Source organism: Lentzea waywayandensis (assembly GCF_900115955.1).
GTDB classification, from domain to species: Bacteria; Actinomycetota; Actinomycetes; order Mycobacteriales; family Pseudonocardiaceae; genus Lentzea; species Lentzea waywayandensis.
Map to the genome: position 1 here is coordinate 103,815 of NZ_FOYL01000020.1, position 22,767 is coordinate 126,581.

The window sequence follows — 22,767 nt, forward strand, 5'->3', positions numbered from 1 at the left end:
ACCCGGCGACTTCCCTCACCTTTGACTCGGACTTGTCCGCACCTGCTTGGCGGAATCGGCCGGCGGTGGCTGATCCGCTGCCGACGTGTGGTCGAAGGCATGTGCGACACCGGAGCACGCGGTCATGCGGTCGACCGGTGGGTGGCGGGGCAGAGGCTTCGTTGGGGAGGGCCGGAACGACCCTCCCCGAGGAAGCGCTGGTTTCCGGTCAGTTGGCGGCCTGCGCGGCGGCCTCGGCTTCGGAGTCGGTGATGCCGAGGTTGGCGTAGGCGACCGGGTTGGCGTACTCCCAGACCTTGACGATGTGGCCGTCCGCGACGTCGATGCGGAAGATGTAGACGTTGTTGTAGACGAGCTTCTCCGTGCTGGACAGGATGTCGCCGTTGGCCTGCAGGAACACCGAGCGGGCGTCCTCGCTGACGGTCCAGACCTGGTCCACGAAGGCGACGTGGTCGAACTTCGCCGCGACCGCCTCGATGTAGGAACGGACCGCGGCCGGGCTGTCGAAGACGTACCAGGGCTCCGGGGTGCCCGCGATGGACAGCGGGATGACGAAGGTCGCGTCGTCGGCGAGCAGGGACGCGACGGCGGCCGGGTCACGGCTTTCGAACGCGGCGATGAACGCCTGAGCGGTCTGCAGGGACTTCTGGTGAACGTTGTTCATGATCATTCCTTCGTAGTGGTGCGATACAGCTGCGGGATGGAGGGGTGAGCGACTACCACGGCGTGGAACCGGTGGCACCGACGCGGGCGGCGGATCCCGAGCCCGTGTCGGCCCTGGTGACCACGGTGGCTTTTGTCATGCCATGAGCCTGCGCGCCGCCGCAGGAGACAGGGAGAGCTCTCCTTGGCGGGGGGTCGGCCAGTACCAGGCTGTTCGATGAGCAGCGACCGATAATGGGAGCGTGAACGACGATCCAGTGGCTCTCGGTCAGGCCCTGCGCCACTGGCGCGACCGCACCAGCCCCGCAGACCTCGGCCTTCCTCACGGAGGGGTGCGCCGCGCTCCCGGACTGCGCCGCGAGGAGCTGGCCCAGCTCGCGGGCCTGTCCGTGGACTACGTCATCCGCCTGGAGCGCGGCCGCGCCACTTCGCCGTCCCCGCAGGTTCTGGCCTCTCTTGCGCGCGCTCTGCGCCTGACCGAGACCGAACGCGATCACCTGTACCTGGTGGCCGGCCAGGCCCCGCCCGCCACCGGATTCGTCTCTCCGCACGTGCCGCCCAGCGTCCAGCGCCTTCTCGATCAACTCCAGGCCAGCCCGCTCAGCGTCCACGACGCCGCCTGGAATTTGATCTCGTTCAACCCTCTGTGGGCAGCCCTCATGGGTGACCCCTCACCCTGGCGCGGCAACGACCGCAACATCGCCTGGCGGCACTTCACCCACCAGCCCACCCGCGTCACCCACACACCCGAGCAGCAGGACCGCTTCGAGACCGCTCTCGTCTCCGACCTGCGCTCCTCAGCCGCCCGCTACCCCAAGGACGCGCAGCTCACAGCACTGATCAACAACCTGCGCGGCGTCAGTGACCGCTTCGGTGACCTCTGGGCGTCCCACGCGGTGGGCTTTCACACCACCGACAGCAAAACCGTCCACCACCCCGACCTCGGGCCGGTCGTCGTCGACTGCGACACGCTCACCGTTCCCGGCAACGACCTGCGCATCGCGGTGTGCTCCCCACCAGCAGGCACCGCCACAGCCGACCAGTTCGCTTTGCTGAGCACCATCGGAACACAAGTTCTGAGCTAAGCCCATTCACTCGACGGTGAACTCGTCAGCGGACCGGGCCGCCATTAGGTGCGGACATGCGGCAGAGAAATCGTCCGGACGTGGCCGACTGTTCCGTCCGGAGTCAGGTTGCGAACTCTGCCGGATCGTTCGTGAGCGCGGCCGTTCCAGGCCGGGGCCGGGAAGGTGTCCGCGTCGGCGGAGCCGGTGGTTCAGGAGCCGGGGAACCAGGGCTGACCTGCTCGTGAGGGGCGTGGTTTGTCCTGGTCGCCCCAGGGCGCGGGTTCGGTGGCGGTGTCGAAGCAGGTCAGGTCTCCGGCGGGGTTGGGCCGGAGGTATTCGCTGAGCAGCAGGGCGTTCAGCGATCGCACGTTCGCCGGCAGCGCCTCCGGCGGTGCCCCGACCACCTCGTAGCGCCGGCCCAGCGCCTTGCGGGCCTCGGCCGTCGCATCGAACGCGACCTGGTCGCGCGGCTTGATCCGGTCCGCCGCACGGACGTCGAGCACGAGCGCGGACCGGTCCGCCAGGCGCGCGAAGTAGTCCGGATCGTGCGAGCGCGCCTTGCCTTCCGCCTTCGTCCCGAACAGCCAGAACGGCTGCGAAGCGATGCCGGCGACGTCCGGATCGAAGGCGAGCAGCACCAGCCGGTCGCGCTCCCACCAGGACTCGTAACCGACCAGCGTGCCCGTCGTGGCCGTCCACCAACGGCCGTCGAGGTGCCGTTGCCCCTTGCACGAAGGGAACCCGCGTACCGGCACACAGTCCGCAAACGGCACGGAACAGGCCTCGGTCAGCGCGTCGCGCTGACCGAGGTGAGCGTCGGCACGGCCGCATTCTCCGAGGCGGCGCGAGCACCGCCTCACCGGCCCCGACAAGCACCTCAGGACACCGACAACTTCAGCCGGACAGGACGCTTACCTGACTGATCTATCAGACACACCTTGTGGTGCCGCGATTACGCGCGGTATGGTCTAGACCTTCAATCGCCGCCGCGATGTAACGGGAGTACGCACACATCAAGGCAAAGGAAGACACATGAAGATTGGACGCAAGGTTACGGCCGCCATGGCCGGCGTTCTCGCTGCACCGTTGATCGTCGTGGCACTCCCCTCCGGCACGGCGTTCGCACATGGCTACATCAACTCCCCGCCGAGCCGTCAGGCGCAGTGCGCCGCCCGCACGATCTCCTGTGGCGCCATCCAGTACGAACCGCAGTCGGTCGAGGGCCCCAAGGGCCTGCAGAGCTGCCACGCCAACCTGTCGCAGTTCTCCGAGCTGAGCAACGACAACAAGGGGTGGAGGGTCACCAACACCGGGCGTTCGGTGACGTTCAACTGGACGTTCACCGCCCGCCACCGCACGCGCGACTACGACTACTTCGTCGACGGCCGCAAGGTCGCGACGTTCAGCGGCAACAACCAGCAGCCGCCCGCGACCGTGCAGCACACCGTCAACGTCGGCTCGGCCGGCCGCCACAAGGTCCTCGCTGTCTGGAACATCGGCGACACCGCGATGGCGTTCTACTCCTGCATCGACATCAACGCGAGCTGATCACTGACCGCGTGAGGTCCCCTTCCTCTCACGCAGCAGTGCGTCGACGTCGAACGGCATCAGGTTCAACGGCGGACCGGACAACGGTTTCCGCAGCGCGTCGAGGATCTCCGCGTTCATCTGCTCGATGATCGAGCGCGCTTCCTCGTCGGTCGTGGCCGCCAGGGCGCGGGCCCTGGCGGTCTCGGCCTGCTTGCGCAGCACGAGGGAAGGGGGCAACCCTGCAGTGCCCTCTTCCTCCCGGACCTTCTTCTTGATCCACCAGTCCTCTTCGAGCGCCTCTCCCATGCCGGGCAACGGTTTGCCGGCGCTCGGCAGGTCGTCGAACTCACCGCGTTCCTGGGCCTCGCGGATCTGCTTGTCGATCCACGACTCGAAGCCCATCCCGGGCGGTTTCCGTTGTGTCATGGGGAGAACCTCCTGACCGCGGTCCCGATCGCCTCTCGGAAGGCGGGGCTGCCCTTGTGGCCACTGTCGTCCACGAGGGTCAGTTCGGCGTCCGGCCACGCGCGCGCCAGCGCGTAGGCCGTGTCCGCCGGACAGCTCATGTCACGGCGTCCGTGGATCAACGCCGCCGGAATGCCGGCCAGCTTGCCGGCGTCTCCCAGCAGGTCGCCGACGAAACCGCGGTTCGCGCAGTAGTGCGCGCAGATCCGCACGAACGCGATCATGTCGTCGGATGCCTTGTCCAGGAACAGGTTCGGAGTCCCGAAGCTCTCCAGCGAGAGCACGGTGTCCTCCCACTCCGACCACGCGATCGCCGCCTTCTCCCGCACCTCGCGATCGGGGCTCTCCATCAGACCGGCGTACGCCCGCACGACGTCCTCCGGATCGCCGACGTGCGCGCTGTACCGGGCCCACGCCTCGGGGAAGAACCGCGAAACGCCCTTGTACAGCCATTCCAGCTCACGGTCGGACGACATCGTCACCGCGATGAGGATCATCTCGGAGACCCGCTCAGGATGCCGTTGCGCGTAGGCGACCGCGAGCGTCGTGCCCCAGGAACCGCCGTACACCAGCCACTTCTCGATGCCCAGGAGCTCGCGGAGCTTCTCCATGTCCGCGATCAGGTGGTCCGTGGTGTTGACGCCCATGTCCGCGGCCGGATCAGCGGCGTGCGGCGTGCTCTGGCCGCACCCGCGCTGGTGGAAGATCACGATGCGGAACTTCTCGGGATCCATGGACTTCCTGGCGCCCTTCGACGGAGCGCCGGGGCCGCCGTGGAGGAACACGGCAGGCTTGCCTTCCGGATTGCCGACGGTCTCCCAGTAGACCTGGTTGCCGGCACCGACGTCGAGCATGCCGTGTTCGTAGGGCTCCATGACCTCGAGCGTACCGATCTACACCGACAGTGCCTTCCAGGTCAGGCCGGCGTCATCCGACCGGTAGACCTCGGCGAACTCCTGGCCGGGACCGCCCCGCACCAGCGTGGCGTGCCGCGAGTCCGAGAACGCCAGGTCCTCGAACGACGGTCCGCCCAGCGTGAGCGGCGTGTCCCACTTGGCGCCAAGACCGCGATGCACGAACGACCAGTCGCGTCCGGTCGCGGCCACGAGCGCCGCCTCCGGTGACACCGCGAAGCCCGTCGTGATGCCCTCGCGCGGCGGGGCGCTGACGGTCTTGAACGGCCCGCCACCCGTGGCCTGGCGCAGTTCCTTCGTCATGTTCCCGAAGCCGGGATCGAAGCTGCACAACGCATAGCGGTCGGCGCCGACCGTGCCGAGCCGGGTGGCGGAGAACTCCGTGCAGGGCGCCGGTTCCTCCAGCCAGCCCGCCGGTGACCGCGTCCAGTACCGGCTCTCCACGCCGATCGTCGACAGCGAGACCTGGCCGGCGGCGATCTCCCCGCGCGCCTGGCCCTTGACCTCGACGCCCGGCACCGGCTGCCACGAGCCGAACCACAGCTCGCGGTGGAACAGCCGCGACGACGTGCCGTCGTAGATCACCGCGAGGAACCCGGAGCTGTCGAAGCCCAGCGCGCCAACGGTTCCCTTGACGCCGGACGGCTCCCAGCGCGTGCCGCCGTTGCTGGTGACGAACAGCTGCTCGCCGTCGGTCACCATGCCCGCCGCGTCGTTCGCGAAGAGCACCCGCAGGCGGTCGGTCTCCGGCACGGACAGCGCCGGGGTCTTCACCCGCGTCCACGACGCCCCGCCGTCGAGCGTGCGGACGAGCTGCGGGCAGTTCGCGGTCTGGCACAGGGTGTCGAGGCCCAGCACCCAGCCGCGGTCAGCGGCGGGCCACGACGTCGACGCGGGCACGACCCCGGTGCCCGCCTGTGCGACGGAAGCGGTCAATCCGGTCAACAGCAACGAAACAGCAAGAACAACAATGCGTTTCCCCCACATCGCCTTCTCCCCTCAAGAGGCTGATTCCCACTCAACACCTCTTGCCCGTGAAGCGGCAACCACCCACAACGTCACCAAAACCCCGGCACCACCCGCCAGAACGAGAATCAGCTGCGGGCCGAGAACGTCGATGAGCAGACCACCGGCGACGTACGAAACCGCCGCGGCCACACCGATTCCGCCGTAGAAGTTGCCGAACACCCTGCCCGTTCGATCACCGGGCACGAGCCGCTGGATCAGCGTGCTGTGCGCGACGTCCATCGCCGCGATTCCCAGTCCCCGCACGGCTTGCAGCGCGAACGCCGACGCGACGCCCCACGCCAGACCGGTGAACAGGTTGCCGGCGCTGCTGATCAGGAACCCGGTGACGAGCAGGGTGACCATGCTCCACCGCGCGGATCCCCTGGCCAGCAACGCATAGCCGAGCAGCAGACCAATGCCGACCGCGCCGAGGACGACACCGGCCACGCTCTCCGACTCGCCGAACACCCCCATCGTCAGCTGCAACACCGCCACGTCGTCGATGGCGGTGCACGCGACGACACCGCAGAAGCCCAGGAAGACGATCCGCAACGCCCGGTTGCGCCAGATCTCGCTCACCCCGGCCTTCACGTCGGTGAACACCGTCTCCCCCGGTTCCGACGGCACGACGAGTTTCGGCAGGCGCAGCAACAACAACGCCGACAGCCCGAACGAGACCGCGTCCACGAGCAGCACGCCACGGGTGTCCATGAACTGCAACAGCACGGCCGCGAGGAACGGCCCGATGACGTCGGCGCTGTTGGATCCCAGGCCCAGCGCGGTGTTCGCCTGCGCGAGGTCCTTCTCCGCGACCAGGCTCGGCACCGCCGCCCGCGACGCCGGGACGAAGATCTGCCCGATCACGGCGCGCACCCCCACCAGGGCGAGCAGGATCGGCAACGGCGGCAGCGTGAACGCGATGACCGCCAGCAGCACGCCCTGCGCGACCTCGCAGACGATCATGACGGTGCGCCGGTCGAACCTGTCGCTGATGACCCCAGTGAGTGGACTGAGCAGTGACGGCGCGAAGTCGCCGACGAGCAGCAGCGCCGCCACCGCGATCGCTTTCCCCAGCACGGACTGCACGTGCACCATCAGCGTGACGAGGCTGAGCGCGTCCCCCACAACAGAAACGACCCGTGCGGTGCTGAGCACGCGCAACGGGCCGTTCTCCTTAAGAAGCGTCAGCACATGGCTACTTTGCCAACACCTGGTCGAGCTGGTCAGCCAATTTGTTCATGATCCCGGCGTAGGAGGAGTAGCTCAGCGGGGCGACCGCGTTCCACTCCACGAACCGGCCGGCCTGCACGGCGGGCAGACCCTGGAAGACCGGGTGGCCCTCCTTCATCTGCTCCGGGTTGAGCACGTGCTGGCGGGTGTCCCACATGATCACGTGCTCTTTGTACGTGCCGGAGTTCTCCCACGACAGCGACTGGAAGTAGCCGCCGCCCTCGGTGTCGGGCTTGTCCGGCGTGAGCAGCGGCAGGCCCAGTTCCTTGACGTACCAGTCGAGGTCCGGGTTGCGGGCGGGCACGGCGACGTAGAAGAGCTTCGGGTCCGCGCCGATGACCTGGATCCTCTGCTTCGCCGCCGTCATCTTCGTGCCGATGGCCTTGAGCCTGTCGGCGGCCTTGGTGAACGCCTCCTCGTCGGCCTTCACCTTCGCCGAGTCGACGTCGGCGCCGAGCGACTTCGCGAGCTCCTTGAAGCGCTTCACGCCGTCGGGCAGCTGGATCTTCGACTGGCCGATGCCGACGGTCGGGGCGATCTTGGAGACCTTCTCCTCGAACTCGGCGGTGAGGTGCCAGAGCCCGGTGACCTCGGGGTAGTAGCCGGCGACGACCAGGTCGGCGTTCAGCGCGGCGAACTTCTCGAAGTCGATCTCGCCGTAGCCGGGGCCGGTGATGTCGGTGACCTGGCTCGGGTCGATGCTGCCGGCCTCCGGGTCGGTCGTGCCGTCCGCGCGCTTGAGCGGGCCGAACGTGCCGACGACGTTGATGCCGTAGTCCTTGAGGGCGCCCGCGGCGGACACCTGCGCGACGACGCGCTCCGGTCGTTTCGGCGCGGTGGCCTCCTTACCGCGATCGTCCTTGAAGGACCACTGGCCACTTCCCTGCTCCGTGGGAGCGTTTCCACCGCACCCGGCCACTAGGCCGAGCAGCAGAACCGCGGCGACTGTCCTGCGCACCTGTCCACCTCCTGAATTAGGCTTGCCTAACCTATCAAGAGAGTTCGCGAACCAGGAATTTGCGGTAGGTTGGTCACCGTGCGGAACCAACTGACGACAGGGCGTCGTTTCGCCGTCGTCATCGCACTGATGTTGATCGCGGTGTTCGTGCTCCACCCGGCCTGCCCGCCGGAGCCCACGCACCACGGCGCGTTCACTCCCGGCATCTCCGGGGAGTTCTGCCACCACGGCGACACCCACCACCTGTCGGCCGCCGCTCCCGCGCAGGCCGCCGTCCAGGCGAGCCCCTTCTTCTCCGTCGTACCGGTCGTGGACGCCGAACCCGCCGCGCGTCCCGCCGTCAGAGCGCGGTCGTGTCCGCGGCGCTCCGAGCACGTGAGCTCGGGGCGCACCTTGTTGCTGGACCTCGGGATCTCTCGAACCTAGGCCGGTTCCCGCCCCCGACATCGGCCTGTCACCACACTCTTTCGAGGAACCCCCATGTCTGTTCCCGTGCTGCGCGAAAACTCGCCGGCGGGCATCGTCGGCAACACTCCGGTGCTCTGGATCGACGAACTCTCCCGCACCTCCGCCGCCGGCTTCTGGGCGAAGCTGGAGAGCGCCAACCCCGGCGGAGGGATGAAGGACCGCGCCGCCCTGCACATGATCGGACGCGCGCTGGACCGCGGTGATCTCCTGCCCGGCGGCCACGTCGTGGAGTCGACCAGCGGCACGCTCGGTCTCGGCCTGGCACTCGCCGGGGTCGTGCACGGCCTTCCCGTGACGCTCGTGACCGACCCCGGCCTGGAACCGATCATCCGGCGGATGCTGCGCGCCTACGGGGCGACCGTGGACGTCGTGGAGAGTCCGCATCCGACCGGCGGCTGGCAGGAGGCACGGCGCGAACGCGTGGCGGCGTTGCTCTCGGACCTGCCCGGCGCCTACTGCCCCGACCAGTACAACAACCCGGACAACGTGGCCGGGTACGCGCCGCTCGCACACGAACTCGCCGGGCAACTGGAGCACGTCGACGTGCTGGTGTGCGCGGTGGGCACCGGCGGCCACTCCGCCGGGGTCGCCTCGGTGCTGCGTCAGCACTTTCCGGCGTTGCGGCTGGTCGGCGTCGACACGATCGGCTCGACGATCTTCGGGCAGCCCGCGCGGACCCGGCTGATGCGCGGGCTCGGGTCGAGCATCTTCCCGCGCAACGTCGACTACCCCGCGTTCGACCAGGTGCACTGGGTGAACCCCGGCGAAGCGGTGTGGGCGTGCCGGACGCTGGCCTCGCGGCACTACGCGAGCGGCGGCTGGAGCGTCGGCGCGGTCGCCCTGGTGGCGTCCTGGCTGGCACGGACCTCCCCGCCCGGCACGCGGATCGCCGCCGTGTTCCCGGACGGGCCACAGCGCTACTTCGACACTGTGTTCAGCGACGAGTACTGCGCTGCCCACGGTCTGATGGACGTGGTTCCCGCCGCGGATCCGATCGAGATCTCCTCGTTGGGAGAACGCGAAGTGCTGTCGTGGAGCATGTGCCGGTCCGTTGTGGACCCTCTGGCGGTGACGGTGTGATCGCGCAGTTCCGCTCGTTCGACCGCAGCGTGCAGTTGTTGCTGCTCAACCAGTTCAGCATCAACGTGGGCTTCTACATGTTGATGCCGTACCTCGCCTCGCACCTGTCGGTGACGCTGGCGCTGGCCGGGTGGGCCGTTGGACTCGTCCTGGGGGTGCGGAACTTCGCGCAGCAGGGGATGTTCCTGATCGGCGGGACGCTGGCGGATCGCCTGGGGTACAAGCCGTTGATCGTGGCGGGTTGTGCGTTGCGGACCGGCGGGTTCGCGTTGCTCGGGCTCGTGGACGGGGTGCCGGCGCTGGTGATCGCCTCGGCGGCCACCGGGTTCGCGGGGGCGTTGTTCAACCCTGCCGTGCGGGCGTACGTGGCCGCTGATGCCGGGCCACGGCGCGTGGAGGCGTTCGCGCTGTTCAACGTCTTCTACCAGACCGGAATCCTGGTGGGACCGTTGATCGGGCTGGCGTTGACGGCCGTGGACTTCCGGCTGACATGCCTGGTCGCGGCCTTCGTGTTCCTCGTGCTGACGGTGTTGCAGTGGCGGTCGCTGCCCGCACGGGCCGGTTCGCCGTCCGGGGACTCGGTGCTCGCGGACTGGCGGCTGATCTTCTCGAACCGGCGGTTCGTGCTGTTCGCGCTGGCGATGACCGGGTCGTACGTGCTCTCGTTCCAGGTCTACCTGGCGCTGCCGCTGGCCTCGGGGTCGGCGGTGCTGACGGCCGTGTTGTTCGCGGTGTCGGGCGTGCTGGCGGTGGCAGGCCAGCTGCGGGTGACGGCGTGGGCGCGCGCCCGTCTCGGACCTGACCGGTCGCTGGTCGCCGGGATGGCGGTGCTGGGCCTGGCGTTCCTGCCCGCGATCCAGGGCGGCTGGACCGGGCTGGTGCTGTGCGCGGCGTTGCTCGCACTGGGGACGATGGTGGTGTTCCCGTTCGAGATGGACAAGATCGTCTCGTTGTCGGGCGACCGCCTCGTGGCGACGCACTACGGCCTCTACAACACGGTCGTCGGCGTCGGGATCCTGCTGGGCAACCTGCTCACCGGTGTCGGGTTCGACGCCGCCGCGCGCGCCGGTGTGCCGTGGGTACCGTGGCTCGTCCTCACGTCTCTGGGGCTCGGGTGCGCGTGGGCGTTGAAGAACTTGGCGGCGCGTGTCGATTCCCGGGTCGCCGGTTCGACGTCCTAGCAGAAGGAAGGTTCCGGATCGGAGGGTCGCCATGATCGCCACGCTCATCGCAACACTGGTCGAGGAAGACCACGCGGAGGACGACGGCGTCCTGGCGCCCGACGACCGCCTGACCTGCCACGTGCACGGGAGGTGGATCCACCAGTGCGTCTCGTCGCCCGTGCACGTCAACCCGGTCACGCGGCACCGCTGGTGCCGTGGCTGCGACTCGCCGCTGGGCGTCGTGGTCGACGAGCTCGCCGGCGCCGTGGCGATGCGCTGCCCCCGCTGTGGGCGCGGGGGCAGCGCCGCCACCGCCCGTCTGCTCGCCGCGTGCCGTGCCTCGATCGAGGCACACCGGGCCGCCTGATCGGGTGATGCCGCCCGAATTGCCGCTTTAGTCCAATATGTTGCGCTTCGTGTCTATTTCTTCACGCATCGCAACCGTTCTGGCCGCCACCGCGGGGGTAGCCCTCGTGACCGCGTCTCCCGCGCTCGCCGGCGAGTTCGTGGACGTCGAGTTCGAGGGTCCCGTGCTCGTCGTCGACGGACCGCTCGTCGACCTCGACTGAACCCCTGCGCCCGTTCGGCCGTACGCCTCCTCAGTAGCCGATTCCGACTCCTGAGGAGGCCGCGTGCCCGGCCGTGCTGCAAGGACTACCGCTTTGGCCGCCGTGATCGCCGCGACGGTGGTGTCGATGCCTTCGGCGCACGCGCAACCCGCCGACGACGCGCTGAAGGTCTACAACGACCTGACGCGAGAGGCCGAGACGCTCAGCCAGGACCACCTCAAGGCGCAGAGCGACCTGTCGAGGGCGAACGGGATCGTGGTCGCCGCCACCGAGGCGGAGAAGAAGGCGCTGGCCGAGTCGGAGCAGTTCCGCGGCCAGGTCGACACGCTGACCGAGTCGACGTTCGAGGGCGCCCGGCTCAACGACCTGTCGGCGTTCCTGACCTCGACGTCCCAGCAGGACTTCCTGGAACGCATGCAGGCGATGAACATCATCGCCGCCGACCAGAACGAGGCGGTGTCGCGGATGAACGCCACGCTGGCCGCGGCCACGAAGGCGCGTACCGACGCCGCCACCGCCGCCGCCGCGGCGGACAAGCTCGCCGGCGAGGTGTCCACCCGCAAGGTCGCCATGGACCAGCAGGTGACGGTCGCGCGGAACAAGCTCCAGTCGCTGACCGCGCCGCAGCGGCAGACGCTGGCCAATCCCGGTCCCAAGGTGCCCGTGGGCTCCGTGAACGTGCCGGCGGGCGCGGCCGGGGTCGCCCTGAACTTCGCGCTGGGCGAGCAGGGCAAGCCGTACGTGTTCGGCTCGAACGGACCGAACTCGTGGGACTGCTCGTCGCTGATGCAGGCCGCCTACCGCGCCGCGGGAGTGTCCATTCCGCGCGTCACCTACGACCAGGCGAAGGTCGGCCGCGGCGTGGGTCGCGGCGAGGTCGCGCCCGGCGACCTCATCATCTACTACGCAGGTCAGTCGCATGTGGCCATGGCCGTGGACGGCACCCGCGCGGTGCACGCGTCCACCGAGGGCGTGCCGGTGAAGATCGCGAACATCGACTCGATCGGACCCATTTCGGTGATTCGCCGGGTTGTCGGGTGACGCTTCTCTCCCACCCCGCGATAAACCCACGTGGACGACTGTGAGAGCGTGCCTCCAGGTGAACTGCTGAGGATCCGGTGCTAGACGAGGGCAAGGTCATTCCGTAACCTGTCCGAGACCTTCGGCCCAGCAGTTAACCCACTCGGGGCACACGCCAAGGTTGTCGCCTTACGCGGAGTAGTTCTCGCGGGGCGGCTGCCAGGAAAAAGGAGGAACCGCGACGTGGTGTCGCAACCCTCACGCCGCATCGTGCGTGGAGCTCTCGTAGCGACGGCAGCAGTCGTCGCGGCGGCACTCCCCACGGCGCCGGCCACCGCACAGCCCAACGCCGCGGACGCGCTCAAGAAGTACAACGAGCTGCAGGAGCAGGCGTCCAAGCTCAACCAGGACCACCTGAAGGTCCAGGACGACCTCAAGGCCAAGCAGGGTGAGCTGGACAAGGCCAAGGGCGACCTGGCCAACGCCCAGAAGGCCGAGGAGACTCTCCGCGGTCAGGTCGACCTCCTCACGGAGGCCACCAACTCCGGCGCGAACTTCAGCCAGATCTCCGCGCTGCTGGTGAGCGACTCGCAGCAGGACTTCCTCAACCGCATGTCGGCCATCAACATCCTCGCGGCCGACAACGCCGAGGCGCTGCAGAAGCTGACCGACGCCGTCAACGCCGCCGACAACGCGACGAAGACGGCGACCGAGGCGACCGAGACGTCGAAGAAGCTGCTGGCCGAAATGGACCAGAAGAAGGCTGACCTCGACAAGCAGCTCGCGGACGCCAAGAAGGTCTACGACGGCCTGAGCTCCACCGTCAAGAACCAGATGCTGCAGAACGGCGACATGTCGAACATCTCGGTCCCGGCCGGTGCCGCGGGCCGGGCTCTGCAGTTCGCACTCGACCAGCGCGGCAAGCCCTACGTCTACGGCTCCAACGGCCCGAACTCGTGGGACTGCTCGTCGCTGATCCAGAAGGCGTACGCCTCGGCGGGCGTGTCGATCGGCCGCACCAGCTACGCGCAGGCGGCCGCCGGTCGCTCGGTCGGCCGTGGCGAGGTCAAGGCCGGCGACATCATCGTCTACTACTCGAGCCAGTCCCACGTGGCGATGGCGGTGGACGGCATTCGCGCCGTGCACGCGTCGACCGAGGGTGTGCCGGTGAAGATCGCCGACATCGACTCGATCGGCCCGATCTCGGTCATCCGCCGAGTCGAGGGCTGACCTCCAGTTCTTGTCGAACGCCCCCTGCCTTCGGGCAGGGGGCGTTTTTCACTCCCTCGGGTGCACTGGCTTTCGTGACCCTGCGGACCGGGTGCGCCTTGACTAGGTTCCGCTTCGGGCGCCGCCGTTTCGGGCGGCCGTCGTCGTCCGAAGTGGAGCGTTGTAGTGGACACCTTGCAAGCCGGGCAGGAAATCACCCGCGGCCAGCAGTTGACGAGCGTCAACGGGTACATGCTGACCCTGCAGTCCGACGGGAACCTGGTGCTCTCGGAGGACTCCGGCACGGTGTGGGCCAGCGGCACCGACGGCAAGGGCGCCGTCCGGGCCACGCTCCAGGACGACGGCAACTTCGTGCTCTACACGAGCGACGAGAACGCCGTGTGGTCCACCGGCACCCAGGGCAACGAGGGCTCGCGCCTGGTCCTCCAGGACGACAGGAACCTGGTCGTGTTCGCCGGCGACGGCAGCGCGAAGTGGGCCACCAACACCAACACCAACACGCCGCAGCCCACCCCGCAGGCGGCCGCTCCGGCTCCGGCCCCGGTCGAGGAGGCCCCGGCCGCCCCCGCCGCTCCGGCCGTGCAGACCTACACCGTCGAGGGCGGCGACTCGCTGTGGGCGATCGCCGAGCGCTTCTACGGTGACGGCAACCGCTACGGCGAGATCGCGTCCGCCAACGGGATCTCGAACCCGGACCTCATCCACCCCGGTCAGGTGCTGACCATTCCCTGAGCCCGGGGCTGTCACGAAGCGGGCCGGACCCCTCGTCACTCGAGGGATCCGGCCCGTTTCGCATGTCAGGCGGGATCCACGCTGATTCCACCTGACCAAGAATTCTGCCGGATCAGCCTGGCTGGTCCTGGCGCGCGATGGCGAAGGCCGGGTTGCCCTCGTCGTCCTGGCGCACGTCGAGGACCTTGTCCTCCAGGTACTGGGCGGCGGCCGGCTCCATGATGACCTTGGCTCCCGCGGGCGCCGCCACCACCTCGTCCCCGTCGACGGGCTGGCTCAGCGACAGTTCGAGCGCGGCCTGGCTGTTCTGTTCGGTGGCCAGGGCGAAGCGCAGGCCGGTGTCGTCGGTGGTGCCATCGGACTGTGAGGTCAGCTCGTTGATGACCTCGGCAGCCATCGGCGTCACTTCGAGCATGTCGGCCCCTAACATCGGAAACAAGAAACTCGTTCCGTGTTCCCGACCTGAGCCGTTCTCAATCACCGCTCACGGAAGTCCCAGGTAAAAGGCCGGTTCTACGGGACGTGGCCCGCCGCGAGCACGGCGTCACCGCCGGTCGGTGGGACGCGCCAACCGAGCGCTCGCGGCGAACACCGACAGCGCCGCCCCCAGGGCACCAGGCCGACCCCGCTGCCGCTCCCGACGCCCGGCCCGAGCCGCCGACACTCACGGCGAGCACTGGCAGTGCCACCGCCCAAGGCACCCGGCCTGCCCCCGCCGCCGTCACCCGTGCCGCTCCCGACGCCCGACCCAAGCCGCCGGCACCACCGAGGCCTGGCGCGAGACTTCTCCCCGGCAGTTGCACCCCGTCACGCGACGCGGTGCGCCTGCCTCGGCACCTCGTTCCGCACGTGCCCGCAGGCCGAGCACACCCGCGGCACCGGCACGAGCTCGGCGACGAGCTTCCACGAGTCGGCGAACGACGGCACCTCCTGCCCTGGCGTGAGCAGGCTGTCGAGCACCTCCTGGCGCCGTCGCCCCTTCTCGCGGCTGCGCTCCACCGGGTCGCGGCGGTGGGCCAGGGCGCGCGACTCCGCCCGTGCGCGCTCGCCGTCCGAGGTGAGGCCGGTGGCGCGCCGTGGGGCGTGCAGGGCGGTGTTGCGGCGGTTCACGCGGTACCACTCGCCGAGCGAGACGCCGGACAGCGGCGGCTTGGCGAGGCCCGCGCCGTCCGCCGTCCAGGTGCGCAGGCGGGCGCGCAGGAACTCGTGGGCCACCTGGGCCCGCGAACGAGGGCGGCCCTGGCGGGTGCCGTCCGGCTTCTTGTCGATGGCCACGAGAAGGGCGTCGACGCTCCAGCCCGCCGTGAACCACGGTTCGAGCAGGCGCCGGACCCAGCGGCGGTCGGCGTCCGGCCACGAGGCGCGCACGCACAGGGACTCGACGGCGACGTCCACGTCGGCATCGGTGGACGGCACCACGCGGCCTGGCCAGCGACGGGGTTCGATCTGCATCGGAATCTGACCTCCTCTAGCACGCCTTACGAACACCTGTTCGACAGGATGCCACGGGGGTCTGACAAAAAATGAACCTCCAGCCTCTGACCTGGGAGAACTCACCCGTTCAGCAGAGCCCGACCGGGGTGACGGCGTGGTCGCCGGGCACCGCGCGATCCCAGCGCTAACCTGCGGAAATGACCCACCACGAGCCCCACGACGAGGTCACCGGCGACCGGATGAACTGGCTGCGCGCGGGCGTCCTCGGCGCGAACGACGGCATCGTCTCGACCGCCAGCCTCGTGGTGGGCGTCGCCGGAGCCACCACGGACCGCGCCCAGATCCTCGTCGCGGGCCTCGCCGGCCTCTTCGCGGGCGCGATGTCGATGGCCAGCGGCGAGTACGTGTCCGTCAGCAGCCAGCGCGACGCCGAACGCGCCCTCCTCGCCCAGGAACGCGCGGAACTGCGGGACATGCCGGAGCAGGAGCTCGAAGAGCTCAAGGAGATCTACGAGAGCAAGGGCCTCGACTCGGACACCGCCGAGGAGGTCGCCAAGCAGCTCACCAAGCACGACGCCCTGGGCGCCCACGCCGAGGCCGAGCTGCACATCGACCCGGACGAGCTGACGAACCCGTGGGGCGCCGCCATCGCGAGCTTCATCGCGTTCACCATCGGTGCCCTGCTGCCCCTCGCCGCGATCGCGTTCACGAGCACCACCCTGCGCGTGCCGGTCACGATCGTCGCCGCGATCCTCGCCCTGGCCCTCACCGGCTTCGTCAGCGCCAGGCTCAGCGGCGCCGACAAGCGGCGAGCCGTCGTCCGCAACGTCGTGGGCGGCCTGATCGCCATGAGCGTCACCTATGCGATCGGTTCGCTGGTGGGCCAGAGCATTGGATGACGCCGAACTGGGTATTGCGTGGACATGAGCGAAGAACGCGGCACGTACATCCAGGAGAGCGACGACGAGGGCCTCGACGAGGACAACCTCGGTCACGACCCGCTGGAGACAGATCCGGAGGAAGGCTGGGCCGAGTCCGACAGGTACGGGACGACCGAATACGAACAGGCGCACCCGCGCCCGCTTGACGAACGCCTCAAAGAAGAGCGCGGCGATGTCGGCGAGACGGGTGCATGATCGAAGCATGAGCCTCGGCCTCCCGGAGAAGATCACAGCGCTGCTGTTCGACCTCGACGGCGTGCTCACGAGCACCGCCGTGCTGCACCGGCAGGCGTGGCGGCAGACGTTCGAAGCCATGGGCCAGTCGTTCAGCGAGCAGGACTACCTCGCCTACGTGGACGGAAAGCCGCGCTACGACGGCGTCCGCAGCTTCCTGACCTCGCGCGGCCTCACGCCGTCGGAGGACGAGATCCGCCGCATCGGCGACCAGAAGAACGACCTGGTCAACGCGATCATCGACGAGCAGGGCATCACGCCGTACCCCGCGTCGGTCAACTATCTCAAGGCCGCGCGCGAGACCGGCCTGCCCATCGGTGTCGTCACGTCCTCGGCCAACGCCATGCGCGTGCTGCGTTCCGGCAACCTGCTCGACTACGTCGACGCGCTGGTGGACGGCAACGTGATCACCGCGTCGAACCTGCGGGGCAAACCGGCGCCGGACTCGTTCGTCGAGGGCGCCAGAAGACTGAAGACGACACCGGAGAACGCCGCGGTCTTCGAGGACGCGCTCGCGGGCGTGCAGGCGGGGCACGACGGCGGCTTCGGGTTCGTCGTGGGCGTCGACCGCGGCCACCAGCGTGACGCGCTGAAGTCCCACGGCGCCGACGTGGTCGTCGACGAGCTCGACGAGCTGCTCTCATGAGCTACGCCGTCGAACCGTGGCAGCTGCGCTGGCAGGGCCTGTCCGTGGACGACCTGCACCAGACCGAGTCGACGTTCGCGCTGGCCAACGGCCACATCGGCCTGCGCGGCACGCTCGACGAGGGCGAGCCGCGCGGTCTGCCCGGCACGTACCTCAACGGCTTCTACGAAGAGCACCAGCTCCCGTACGGAGAGGGCGGCTACGGCTACCCGGAGGCGGGCCAGACCGTCGTCAACGTCACCGACGGCAAGATCATCCGGCTGCTGGTCGAGGACGAGCCGCTGGACATGCGCTACGGCAACGCCGTCGAGCACGAACGCACGCTCGACTTCCGCTCCGGCACTTTGCGCCGCCGCACGGTCTGGGAGTCACCGACGGGCAGGCGTGTGACCGTGCGCAGCGAACGGCTCGTGTCGTTCACGCAGCGCGCGGTCGTCGCCATCCGCTACGAGATCGAGCCGATGGACGACCTTCAGCTCGTCGTCCAGTCCGACCTGCTGGCCAACGAGCCGACCGTGAGCCGCAGCAACGATCCCCGCGTCGCCGCCGCGCTGGACTCCCCGCTGGTCAACGACTTCAAGATGGCGGAGAAGACGCGGGCCGTGCTGTGCCACCACACCAAGGTGTCCGGTCTGCGCATGGCCGCCGCGATGGACCACGAGGTCGAGGTCGACGGCGTCGACGTCCGCACCGAGATCCGCGCCGAGGACGACCTGGCCAGGTTCACCGCGGCCGTCGACGTGCCGGCGGGCGGGTGCCTGAAGCTGACCAAGTACCTGGCCTACGGCTGGTCGGGGCAGCGGTCGACACCGGCGTTGCGAGCGCAGGTCGAGGCGGCTTTGGCCGGTGCGTGCCAGACCGGCTGGGACGGGCTCGTCGGGGAGCAGAAGGAGTTCCTGGACGACTTCTGGGAGGTCGCCGACATCGAGATCGACGGCGACGACCAGTTGCAGCAGGCGATCAGGTTCGCGTTGTTCCACATCCTCCAGGCCGGGGCGCGCGGTGAGTCCCGTGCCATTCCTGGAAAAGGTCTCACCGGACCGGGCTACGACGGCCACGCGTTCTGGGACACCGAGATGTTCGTGCTCCCGGTGCTCACCTACACGCTGCCCGACGCCGCCCGCGACGCGCTGCGGTGGCGTCACGCCACTTTGGACAAAGCCCGCGACCGCGCGAAGGTGCTGGGGCTCAAGGGTGCCGCGTTCCCGTGGCGTTCGATCAACGGCGCCGAGTGTTCCGCGTACTGGCCTGCGGGCACGGCCGCGTTCCACGTCTCCGGTGACGTCGCCTACGCCACCCAGCAGTACCTGAACGCCACTGGTGACAAGGACTTCGATCGCGACGAGGCCACTGAGATCCTCGTGGAGACCGCACGGTTGTGGTCCTCGTTGGGCCACCACGACCGGCACGACGGGTTCCGCATCGACGGCGTGACGGGCCCGGACGAGTACTCGGCGATCGTCGACAACAACGTCTACACGAACCTGATCGCCCAGCAGAACCTGCGCGCGGCCGCCGACGCCGCCGAGCGGAACCCCTGTGACGCGACGGAAGAGGAGATCGCGGCCTGGCGCAGGGCCGCGGACGCGATGGCGATCCCGTACGACGAGATGCTCGAGGTGCATCCGCAGGCGGACAACTTCACCAAGCACGCCGAGTGGGACTTCGAGAACACCCCGGAGGAGAAGTACCCGCTGCTGCTGCACTTCCCGTACTTCGACCTGTACCGCCGTCAGGTGGTGAAGCAGGCGGACCTGGTGCTCGCGATGCATGTGCGCGGTGACGCGTTCACCGACGACGAGAAGGCCCGCAACTTCGCCTACTACGAGGCCCGCACGGTGCGCGACTCGTCGTTGTCGGCGGGCACGCAGGCGGTGCTGGCGGCCGAGGTCGGGCACCTCGGGCTGGCGTTCGACTACCTCGTCGAGGCCGCGTTCACCGATCTGCACGACCTGCACAGCAACGTCACCAACGGCCTGCACATGGCGTCGCTAGCGGGTGCGTGGACGGCGCTGGTGGCCGGGTTCGGCGGCATGCGCGACCACGGCGGCGAGCTGACGTTCGCGCCGCGGATGCCGGACGAGCTGACCCGCTTCTCGTTCCGGATGTCCTTCCAGGGCACGAGGATCTCCGTGGACGTGTGCGCGGGCGAGGCCACGTACCGGATCGTGGACGGCACATCGCTGACCACGAAGCACCACGGCGAGCTGATCACGATCACCGCGGACGCCCCGGTGACCATGCCGATCCCGAAGGCTCCCGACCTCGAGCGACCTCCGTCGCCGTTCGGCCGGGAGCCTCGCAGGCACTAGGCGAGCTTGGAGACCTGGTAATGCGCGATCAGGTCTCCTCTCACCAGCACGCTCAGGTTGACGGTGATGGTCGGCCGGTCGACGAACGAGAAATCGACGCTCAAATAGCCGAGAACCAGATCATCGGCCAGCCTTCGCGTTTCCAGAATCTTGTAGTCGGCCTGGAGACCGATGGGCTGCGAATCGTAGTAGGCCGCGACTGCCCGCCGGCCGACTCCGTAGGGGTGCAGCCCCTGGAAAATGGCGTCCTCGGTGAAGTTCGCGGCCACGCGCTCGGGATCGTGCGCGTCCACGGCGTCCTTCCACCGGTCCATGACGTCTTCGAGAACCATGTCAGTGCCCCGCGCTCTGGCCGCCGTCGACGTGCAGGATCTCGCCCGTGACGAAGCCGGCCTGTTCCAGGAAGGTGATCGCCTCGACCACCTCGGAGATCTCACCGATCCTGCCGACGGGGTGCAACCCGGCGAGCGCCTCGTGGGTCTCCGGGGCGTGCATCGGCGTGCTGATGATGCCGAGCGCGACCGTGTTGAAGCGGATGTTCCGCGCGGCGTACTCGATGGCGAGCGACTTCGTGACGGCGTTCAGACCGCCCTTGGTCAGCGACGCGAGCGCGGACGGGACCGCGGACAGCGCGTGGTCGACCAGGGCCGTGGACACGTTCACGACGTGGCCGCCGTTGTCGCCGATCGCCGCCACAGCGGCACGCGTGATGTCGAAGAACCCGACGAGGTTGGTGCCGGTGACGGCCGCGAAGTCCTCGTCGGTGTACTCGGTGAACGGCTTGGCGACGAAGATGCCGGCGTTGTTCACGAGCGAGTCGACGCGGCCGAACCGCGCGAGCGTCTCCTGAACGACCCGCGCACCCTCCCCGGTCTGGCTGAGGTCGGCGCGAATCGCGAGCACCTCGGGGTCGTCGGAAGCGTCGATGGAACGCGAGACCGCGACAACCGAATAGCCGAGCTTGCGATAGGCGGGAACGAGTGCCGCGCCAATTCCCTGCGACGCTCCCGTGACGATTGCCACCTTGCTGGTCATTGTCCTGCTCGCTTTCGAAGGAGGAGAAGTAGCGGATCTGACAGCCACAACGGCTCGCACACCGGCTTCATTTCGCCGAATTGCGACCCGTTTCCTCCTTCGTGAGAGGCTCAGCCTCTCAACGCACGATAGGGGTCGTCCGAGGGCAGCCAGACGCGGTCCAGGCCGAGGTCACCCACGTTCCGCACGATGGCGTCGGCGGCGGCGATCACGTCCGCGCGCTCCTCGTCCTCGCGGCGCACCAGCGACCAGGTCCACACGACCTCGGGATCGACGACGGGCCGTTGCACGAGATCCGGCGGCAACGGCGTGGTCTGCCCCTTCGGCGAGTTGAGCACCGGCGTCGTGCACACCCGCACGTGGTCGAAGAACGCCGGCCCGGTGATGGCGCCGTTGTGGATGCGCCGGACGGCACAGCCGGTGTCGCGCGCGAACTCCTCGGCGTAGTCGTTCCAGGACTGCCACGACGTCACGTCGTCGTCCACCAGCACCGCGATGTCCTTGGCCTGCACGGGACTCGTGTCCGTGCCCACGGCCACCGCGTAGAGCCTGTCCGCGCCGAGCAGTTGTGCTTGGAGGCCCAGTTGGGCCGCCTCGGACCTGCGGATCCAGCACACGGCCAGGTCGAGGCTGCCGTCCGCCACCCGCGCCGCCTGCTGGTGCGACGGCACGACCCACGCGTCCACGTAGAGCTGCGCGACCCCGGCCGTGCGGGCGGTGAGGTCCGGCGGCAGCCAGTTCACGTACCCGATCCGCACCGGCCGCGACCCGGACAGCTGCCGCGCGTGCCGTTGCAGCTCATCGGCCCGTTCGAGCAGCGCCCGCACCTCCGGGACCAGCGCGGCACCGGCGGACGTCAGCGCGACGGTGCGGCGGTCGCGGGCGAACAGCGGCACGCCGAGGTCCCGTTCGAGCGCCTTGATCTGCTGCGACAACGACGGCCCGGCGATCAGCAGCCGTGCCGCCGCCCGGCCGAAGTGCAGCTCTTCGGCGACCGCGAGGAAGTACCGGAGTTGACGCAGTTCCACACCCCGCATCCTAGGAGGCTCAGGCTCTCACGCAGGAGAAAGCCGGTCGTGGCGTCTCGCGCGCCCCGGTCGCACGATGAGGTCATGAGAGAGTTCATCGTCGAGATCACCACCACCACCCCGGACGGCACACCCCAGTCCGAAGTGGACTCGCGCCGCGCGGCCGAAGCGGTGCGGGCCAAGGAACTCACCACGAGCGGCAACCTCGTCCGGCTGTGGCGGCCGATCGGCGAGATGCGCAGCATCGGCCTGTGGCGGGCCGAGGACGAGGCCGACCTCCACGCTCATGTGCTCGGCACGCTGCCGCTGAGCCCGTGGATGGCGTTCACCGTCACGGCCGTGCAACCACACCCGAACGACCCCGGCCGGCTGTGAGCGCCCGTCAGGCCGCCGCGGCACTGGCGGCGGCCATGGGCATCGGACGGTTCGTCTACACGCCGATCCTGCCGCTGATGACCGCACAGGCGGGTCTGTCAGCGGCGTCGGCCGCGTCGCTGGCCACCGCCAACTACCTGGGCTACTTCGTCGGGGCGCTCGCCACGATCGTCCGCGCGCCGTCACGGACCACGAACCGTGTCGCGCTCGTGCTGCTCGTGGCCACCCTCGCCGGGATGCCGCTGACGCACGGCATGGCCGCGTGGTTCGTGCTGCGGCTGCTGGCCGGGGTGGCGAGCGCGCTGGTGTTCGTGGCGGCGGTGAACGCCCGGCCGGGGTGGGGCATGAGCGGTGTCGGGGCGGGGATCGCGCTGTCCGGGCTGGTGGTGCTGGTGCTGAGCCAGTGGCAGGTCGCCTGGTGGGCGGCGGCGGGGCTGGCCGCCCTGCTGGCGATCTGGGCGTGGGGGCTGCGGCCGGAGGGACCGGCCTCGCAGACCGGGGAGGTGGTGGGGCGGCAGTTCAGCACACCATCGCAGACCGGGGAGGTGGCCAGGCGGCGGTCCGGCACACCCTCGCCCACCAGGGAGACGACCCGGCGGCGGTCCGGCACACCCCCGCCCACCAGGGAGACGACCCGGCGGCGGTCCGGCACACCCCCGCCCACC

The 22,767-nt window shown here is 69.1% G+C and carries 27 protein-coding genes; 15 read left to right on the top strand and 12 right to left on the bottom strand.

Going from position 1 to position 22,767, the window contains the following annotated elements:
- Positions 1 to 208: 208 nt before the first annotated feature.
- The gene (locus BM417_RS43705; RefSeq protein WP_177320948.1) at positions 209 to 664 is read right to left on the bottom strand and encodes a nuclear transport factor 2 family protein; all 456 of its coding nucleotides are present in this window, start codon (positions 662 to 664) and stop codon (positions 209 to 211) included.
- A gap of 241 nt (positions 665 to 905) precedes the next feature.
- Between BM417_RS43705 and BM417_RS43710 the strand changes: the two genes are divergently transcribed.
- Entirely contained in the window at positions 906 to 1,748 is an 843-nt protein-coding gene (locus BM417_RS43710; RefSeq protein WP_093606009.1) for a helix-turn-helix transcriptional regulator, read from the top strand.
- Between the two features lie 191 nt (positions 1,749 to 1,939).
- On the opposite strand, the gene BM417_RS43715 is transcribed toward BM417_RS43710, so the two are convergent.
- On the bottom strand, positions 1,940 to 2,590 hold the full coding sequence (locus tag BM417_RS43715) for a TnsA-like heteromeric transposase endonuclease subunit (protein WP_245822777.1): 651 nt from the start codon (positions 2,588 to 2,590) through the stop codon (positions 1,940 to 1,942).
- A gap of 172 nt (positions 2,591 to 2,762) precedes the next feature.
- Between BM417_RS43715 and BM417_RS43720 the strand changes: the two genes are divergently transcribed.
- On the top strand, positions 2,763 to 3,278 hold the full coding sequence (locus BM417_RS43720) for a lytic polysaccharide monooxygenase auxiliary activity family 9 protein (RefSeq protein ID WP_093606010.1): 516 nt from the start codon (positions 2,763 to 2,765) through the stop codon (positions 3,276 to 3,278).
- On the opposite strand, the gene BM417_RS43725 is transcribed toward BM417_RS43720, so the two are convergent.
- The 5 genes from BM417_RS43725 to BM417_RS43745 are packed head-to-tail and all read right to left on the bottom strand — an operon-like array spanning position 3,279 to position 7,835.
- A complete protein-coding gene (locus BM417_RS43725) occupies positions 3,279 to 3,686 on the bottom strand; it encodes a DnaJ family domain-containing protein (protein WP_093606011.1) in 408 nt (135 codons plus the stop codon).
- Entirely contained in the window at positions 3,683 to 4,600 is a 918-nt protein-coding gene (pip, locus tag BM417_RS43730; protein ID WP_093606012.1) for a prolyl aminopeptidase, read from the bottom strand. The genes BM417_RS43725 and pip overlap by 4 nt, the downstream gene beginning before the upstream one ends.
- Positions 4,601 to 4,618: 18 nt before the next feature.
- On the bottom strand, positions 4,619 to 5,626 hold the full coding sequence (locus BM417_RS43735) for a hypothetical protein (protein ID WP_143139076.1): 1,008 nt from the start codon (positions 5,624 to 5,626) through the stop codon (positions 4,619 to 4,621).
- 12 nt (positions 5,627 to 5,638) lie between these two features.
- Positions 5,639 to 6,838: an MFS transporter gene (locus tag BM417_RS43740; protein ID WP_218164754.1), complete on the bottom strand. Its 1,200-nt coding sequence runs from the start codon at positions 6,836 to 6,838 to the stop codon at positions 5,639 to 5,641.
- 4 nt (positions 6,839 to 6,842) lie between these two features.
- On the bottom strand, positions 6,843 to 7,835 hold the full coding sequence (locus BM417_RS43745) for an ABC transporter substrate-binding protein (protein ID WP_177320949.1): 993 nt from the start codon (positions 7,833 to 7,835) through the stop codon (positions 6,843 to 6,845).
- A gap of 78 nt (positions 7,836 to 7,913) precedes the next feature.
- On the opposite strand from BM417_RS43745, the gene BM417_RS48310 reads away from it, so the two are divergent.
- The 7 genes from BM417_RS48310 (at position 7,914) to BM417_RS43775 (ending at position 14,097) form a co-directional block, all read left to right on the top strand.
- Positions 7,914 to 8,261 carry a hypothetical protein gene (locus tag BM417_RS48310; RefSeq protein ID WP_177320950.1) on the top strand — a complete coding sequence of 116 codons (348 nt, stop codon included), beginning with the start codon at positions 7,914 to 7,916 and terminating at the stop codon, positions 8,259 to 8,261.
- Positions 8,262 to 8,315: 54 nt separating this feature from the next.
- A complete protein-coding gene (locus tag BM417_RS43750) occupies positions 8,316 to 9,383 on the top strand; it encodes a PLP-dependent cysteine synthase family protein (protein WP_093606015.1) in 1,068 nt (355 codons plus the stop codon).
- Positions 9,380 to 10,564, top strand: coding sequence for an MFS transporter (locus tag BM417_RS43755; RefSeq protein ID WP_245822780.1), 1,185 nt, complete (start codon positions 9,380 to 9,382; stop codon positions 10,562 to 10,564). Before BM417_RS43750 ends, BM417_RS43755 begins: the two co-directional genes overlap by 4 nt.
- 31 nt (positions 10,565 to 10,595) lie before the next feature.
- Complete coding sequence (locus BM417_RS43760) at positions 10,596 to 10,913, top strand: hypothetical protein (RefSeq protein ID WP_093606016.1); 318 nt, start codon at positions 10,596 to 10,598, stop codon at positions 10,911 to 10,913.
- A gap of 265 nt (positions 10,914 to 11,178) precedes the next feature.
- Positions 11,179 to 12,156, top strand: a complete 978-nt coding sequence (locus BM417_RS43765) for a C40 family peptidase (RefSeq protein ID WP_245822781.1) — start codon at positions 11,179 to 11,181, stop codon at positions 12,154 to 12,156.
- Positions 12,157 to 12,378: 222 nt separating this feature from the next.
- Positions 12,379 to 13,365, top strand: coding sequence for a C40 family peptidase (locus BM417_RS43770; RefSeq protein ID WP_093606017.1), 987 nt, complete (start codon positions 12,379 to 12,381; stop codon positions 13,363 to 13,365).
- 165 nt (positions 13,366 to 13,530) lie between these two features.
- A complete protein-coding gene (locus tag BM417_RS43775) occupies positions 13,531 to 14,097 on the top strand; it encodes a LysM peptidoglycan-binding domain-containing protein (protein WP_093606018.1) in 567 nt (188 codons plus the stop codon).
- Positions 14,098 to 14,209: 112 nt separating this feature from the next.
- Here the strand turns inward: BM417_RS43775 and BM417_RS43780 are convergent, their stop codons facing one another.
- Both BM417_RS43780 and BM417_RS43785 read right to left on the bottom strand, forming a co-directional pair.
- On the bottom strand, positions 14,210 to 14,512 hold the full coding sequence (locus BM417_RS43780; protein WP_093606019.1) for a hypothetical protein: 303 nt from the start codon (positions 14,510 to 14,512) through the stop codon (positions 14,210 to 14,212).
- A gap of 392 nt (positions 14,513 to 14,904) precedes the next feature.
- A complete protein-coding gene (locus tag BM417_RS43785) occupies positions 14,905 to 15,549 on the bottom strand; it encodes a hypothetical protein (RefSeq protein WP_177320951.1) in 645 nt (214 codons plus the stop codon).
- 179 nt (positions 15,550 to 15,728) lie between these two features.
- Between BM417_RS43785 and BM417_RS43790 the strand changes: the two genes are divergently transcribed.
- Genes BM417_RS43790 through BM417_RS43805 form a run of 4 tightly spaced genes read left to right on the top strand, consistent with a single transcriptional unit; the run spans position 15,729 to position 19,664 of the window.
- Entirely contained in the window at positions 15,729 to 16,430 is a 702-nt protein-coding gene (locus BM417_RS43790; protein ID WP_093606020.1) for a VIT1/CCC1 transporter family protein, read from the top strand.
- A gap of 24 nt (positions 16,431 to 16,454) precedes the next feature.
- Positions 16,455 to 16,667, top strand: coding sequence for a hypothetical protein (locus BM417_RS43795; RefSeq protein ID WP_093606021.1), 213 nt, complete (start codon positions 16,455 to 16,457; stop codon positions 16,665 to 16,667).
- A 7-nt stretch (positions 16,668 to 16,674) separates the two neighbouring features.
- Positions 16,675 to 17,352: an HAD family hydrolase gene (locus tag BM417_RS43800; RefSeq protein WP_093606022.1), complete on the top strand. Its 678-nt coding sequence runs from the start codon at positions 16,675 to 16,677 to the stop codon at positions 17,350 to 17,352.
- Positions 17,349 to 19,664 carry a glycoside hydrolase family 65 protein gene (locus BM417_RS43805; RefSeq protein WP_093606023.1) on the top strand — a complete coding sequence of 772 codons (2,316 nt, stop codon included), beginning with the start codon at positions 17,349 to 17,351 and terminating at the stop codon, positions 19,662 to 19,664. The genes BM417_RS43800 and BM417_RS43805 overlap by 4 nt, the downstream gene beginning before the upstream one ends.
- On the opposite strand, the gene BM417_RS43810 is transcribed toward BM417_RS43805, so the two are convergent.
- The 3 genes from BM417_RS43810 to BM417_RS43820 form a co-directional block, all read right to left on the bottom strand.
- The gene (locus tag BM417_RS43810; protein WP_093606024.1) at positions 19,661 to 19,996 is read right to left on the bottom strand and encodes a YybH family protein; all 336 of its coding nucleotides are present in this window, start codon (positions 19,994 to 19,996) and stop codon (positions 19,661 to 19,663) included. The genes BM417_RS43805 and BM417_RS43810 overlap by 4 nt on opposite strands.
- Position 19,997: 1 nt before the next feature.
- Positions 19,998 to 20,699 carry an SDR family NAD(P)-dependent oxidoreductase gene (locus tag BM417_RS43815; protein ID WP_093606025.1) on the bottom strand — a complete coding sequence of 234 codons (702 nt, stop codon included), beginning with the start codon at positions 20,697 to 20,699 and terminating at the stop codon, positions 19,998 to 20,000.
- A 110-nt stretch (positions 20,700 to 20,809) separates the two neighbouring features.
- Entirely contained in the window at positions 20,810 to 21,736 is a 927-nt protein-coding gene (locus BM417_RS43820; protein ID WP_407656220.1) for a LysR family transcriptional regulator, read from the bottom strand.
- A gap of 75 nt (positions 21,737 to 21,811) precedes the next feature.
- Between BM417_RS43820 and BM417_RS43825 the strand changes: the two genes are divergently transcribed.
- Together BM417_RS43825 and BM417_RS43830 are read left to right on the top strand one after the other, a co-directional pair.
- Complete coding sequence (locus BM417_RS43825; RefSeq protein WP_093606026.1) at positions 21,812 to 22,102, top strand: muconolactone Delta-isomerase family protein; 291 nt, start codon at positions 21,812 to 21,814, stop codon at positions 22,100 to 22,102.
- Positions 22,099 to 22,767 (top strand): YbfB/YjiJ family MFS transporter (locus BM417_RS43830; protein WP_245822783.1); only part of this gene is annotated, 669 nt, incomplete at its 3' end. The genes BM417_RS43825 and BM417_RS43830, both read left to right, overlap by 4 nt.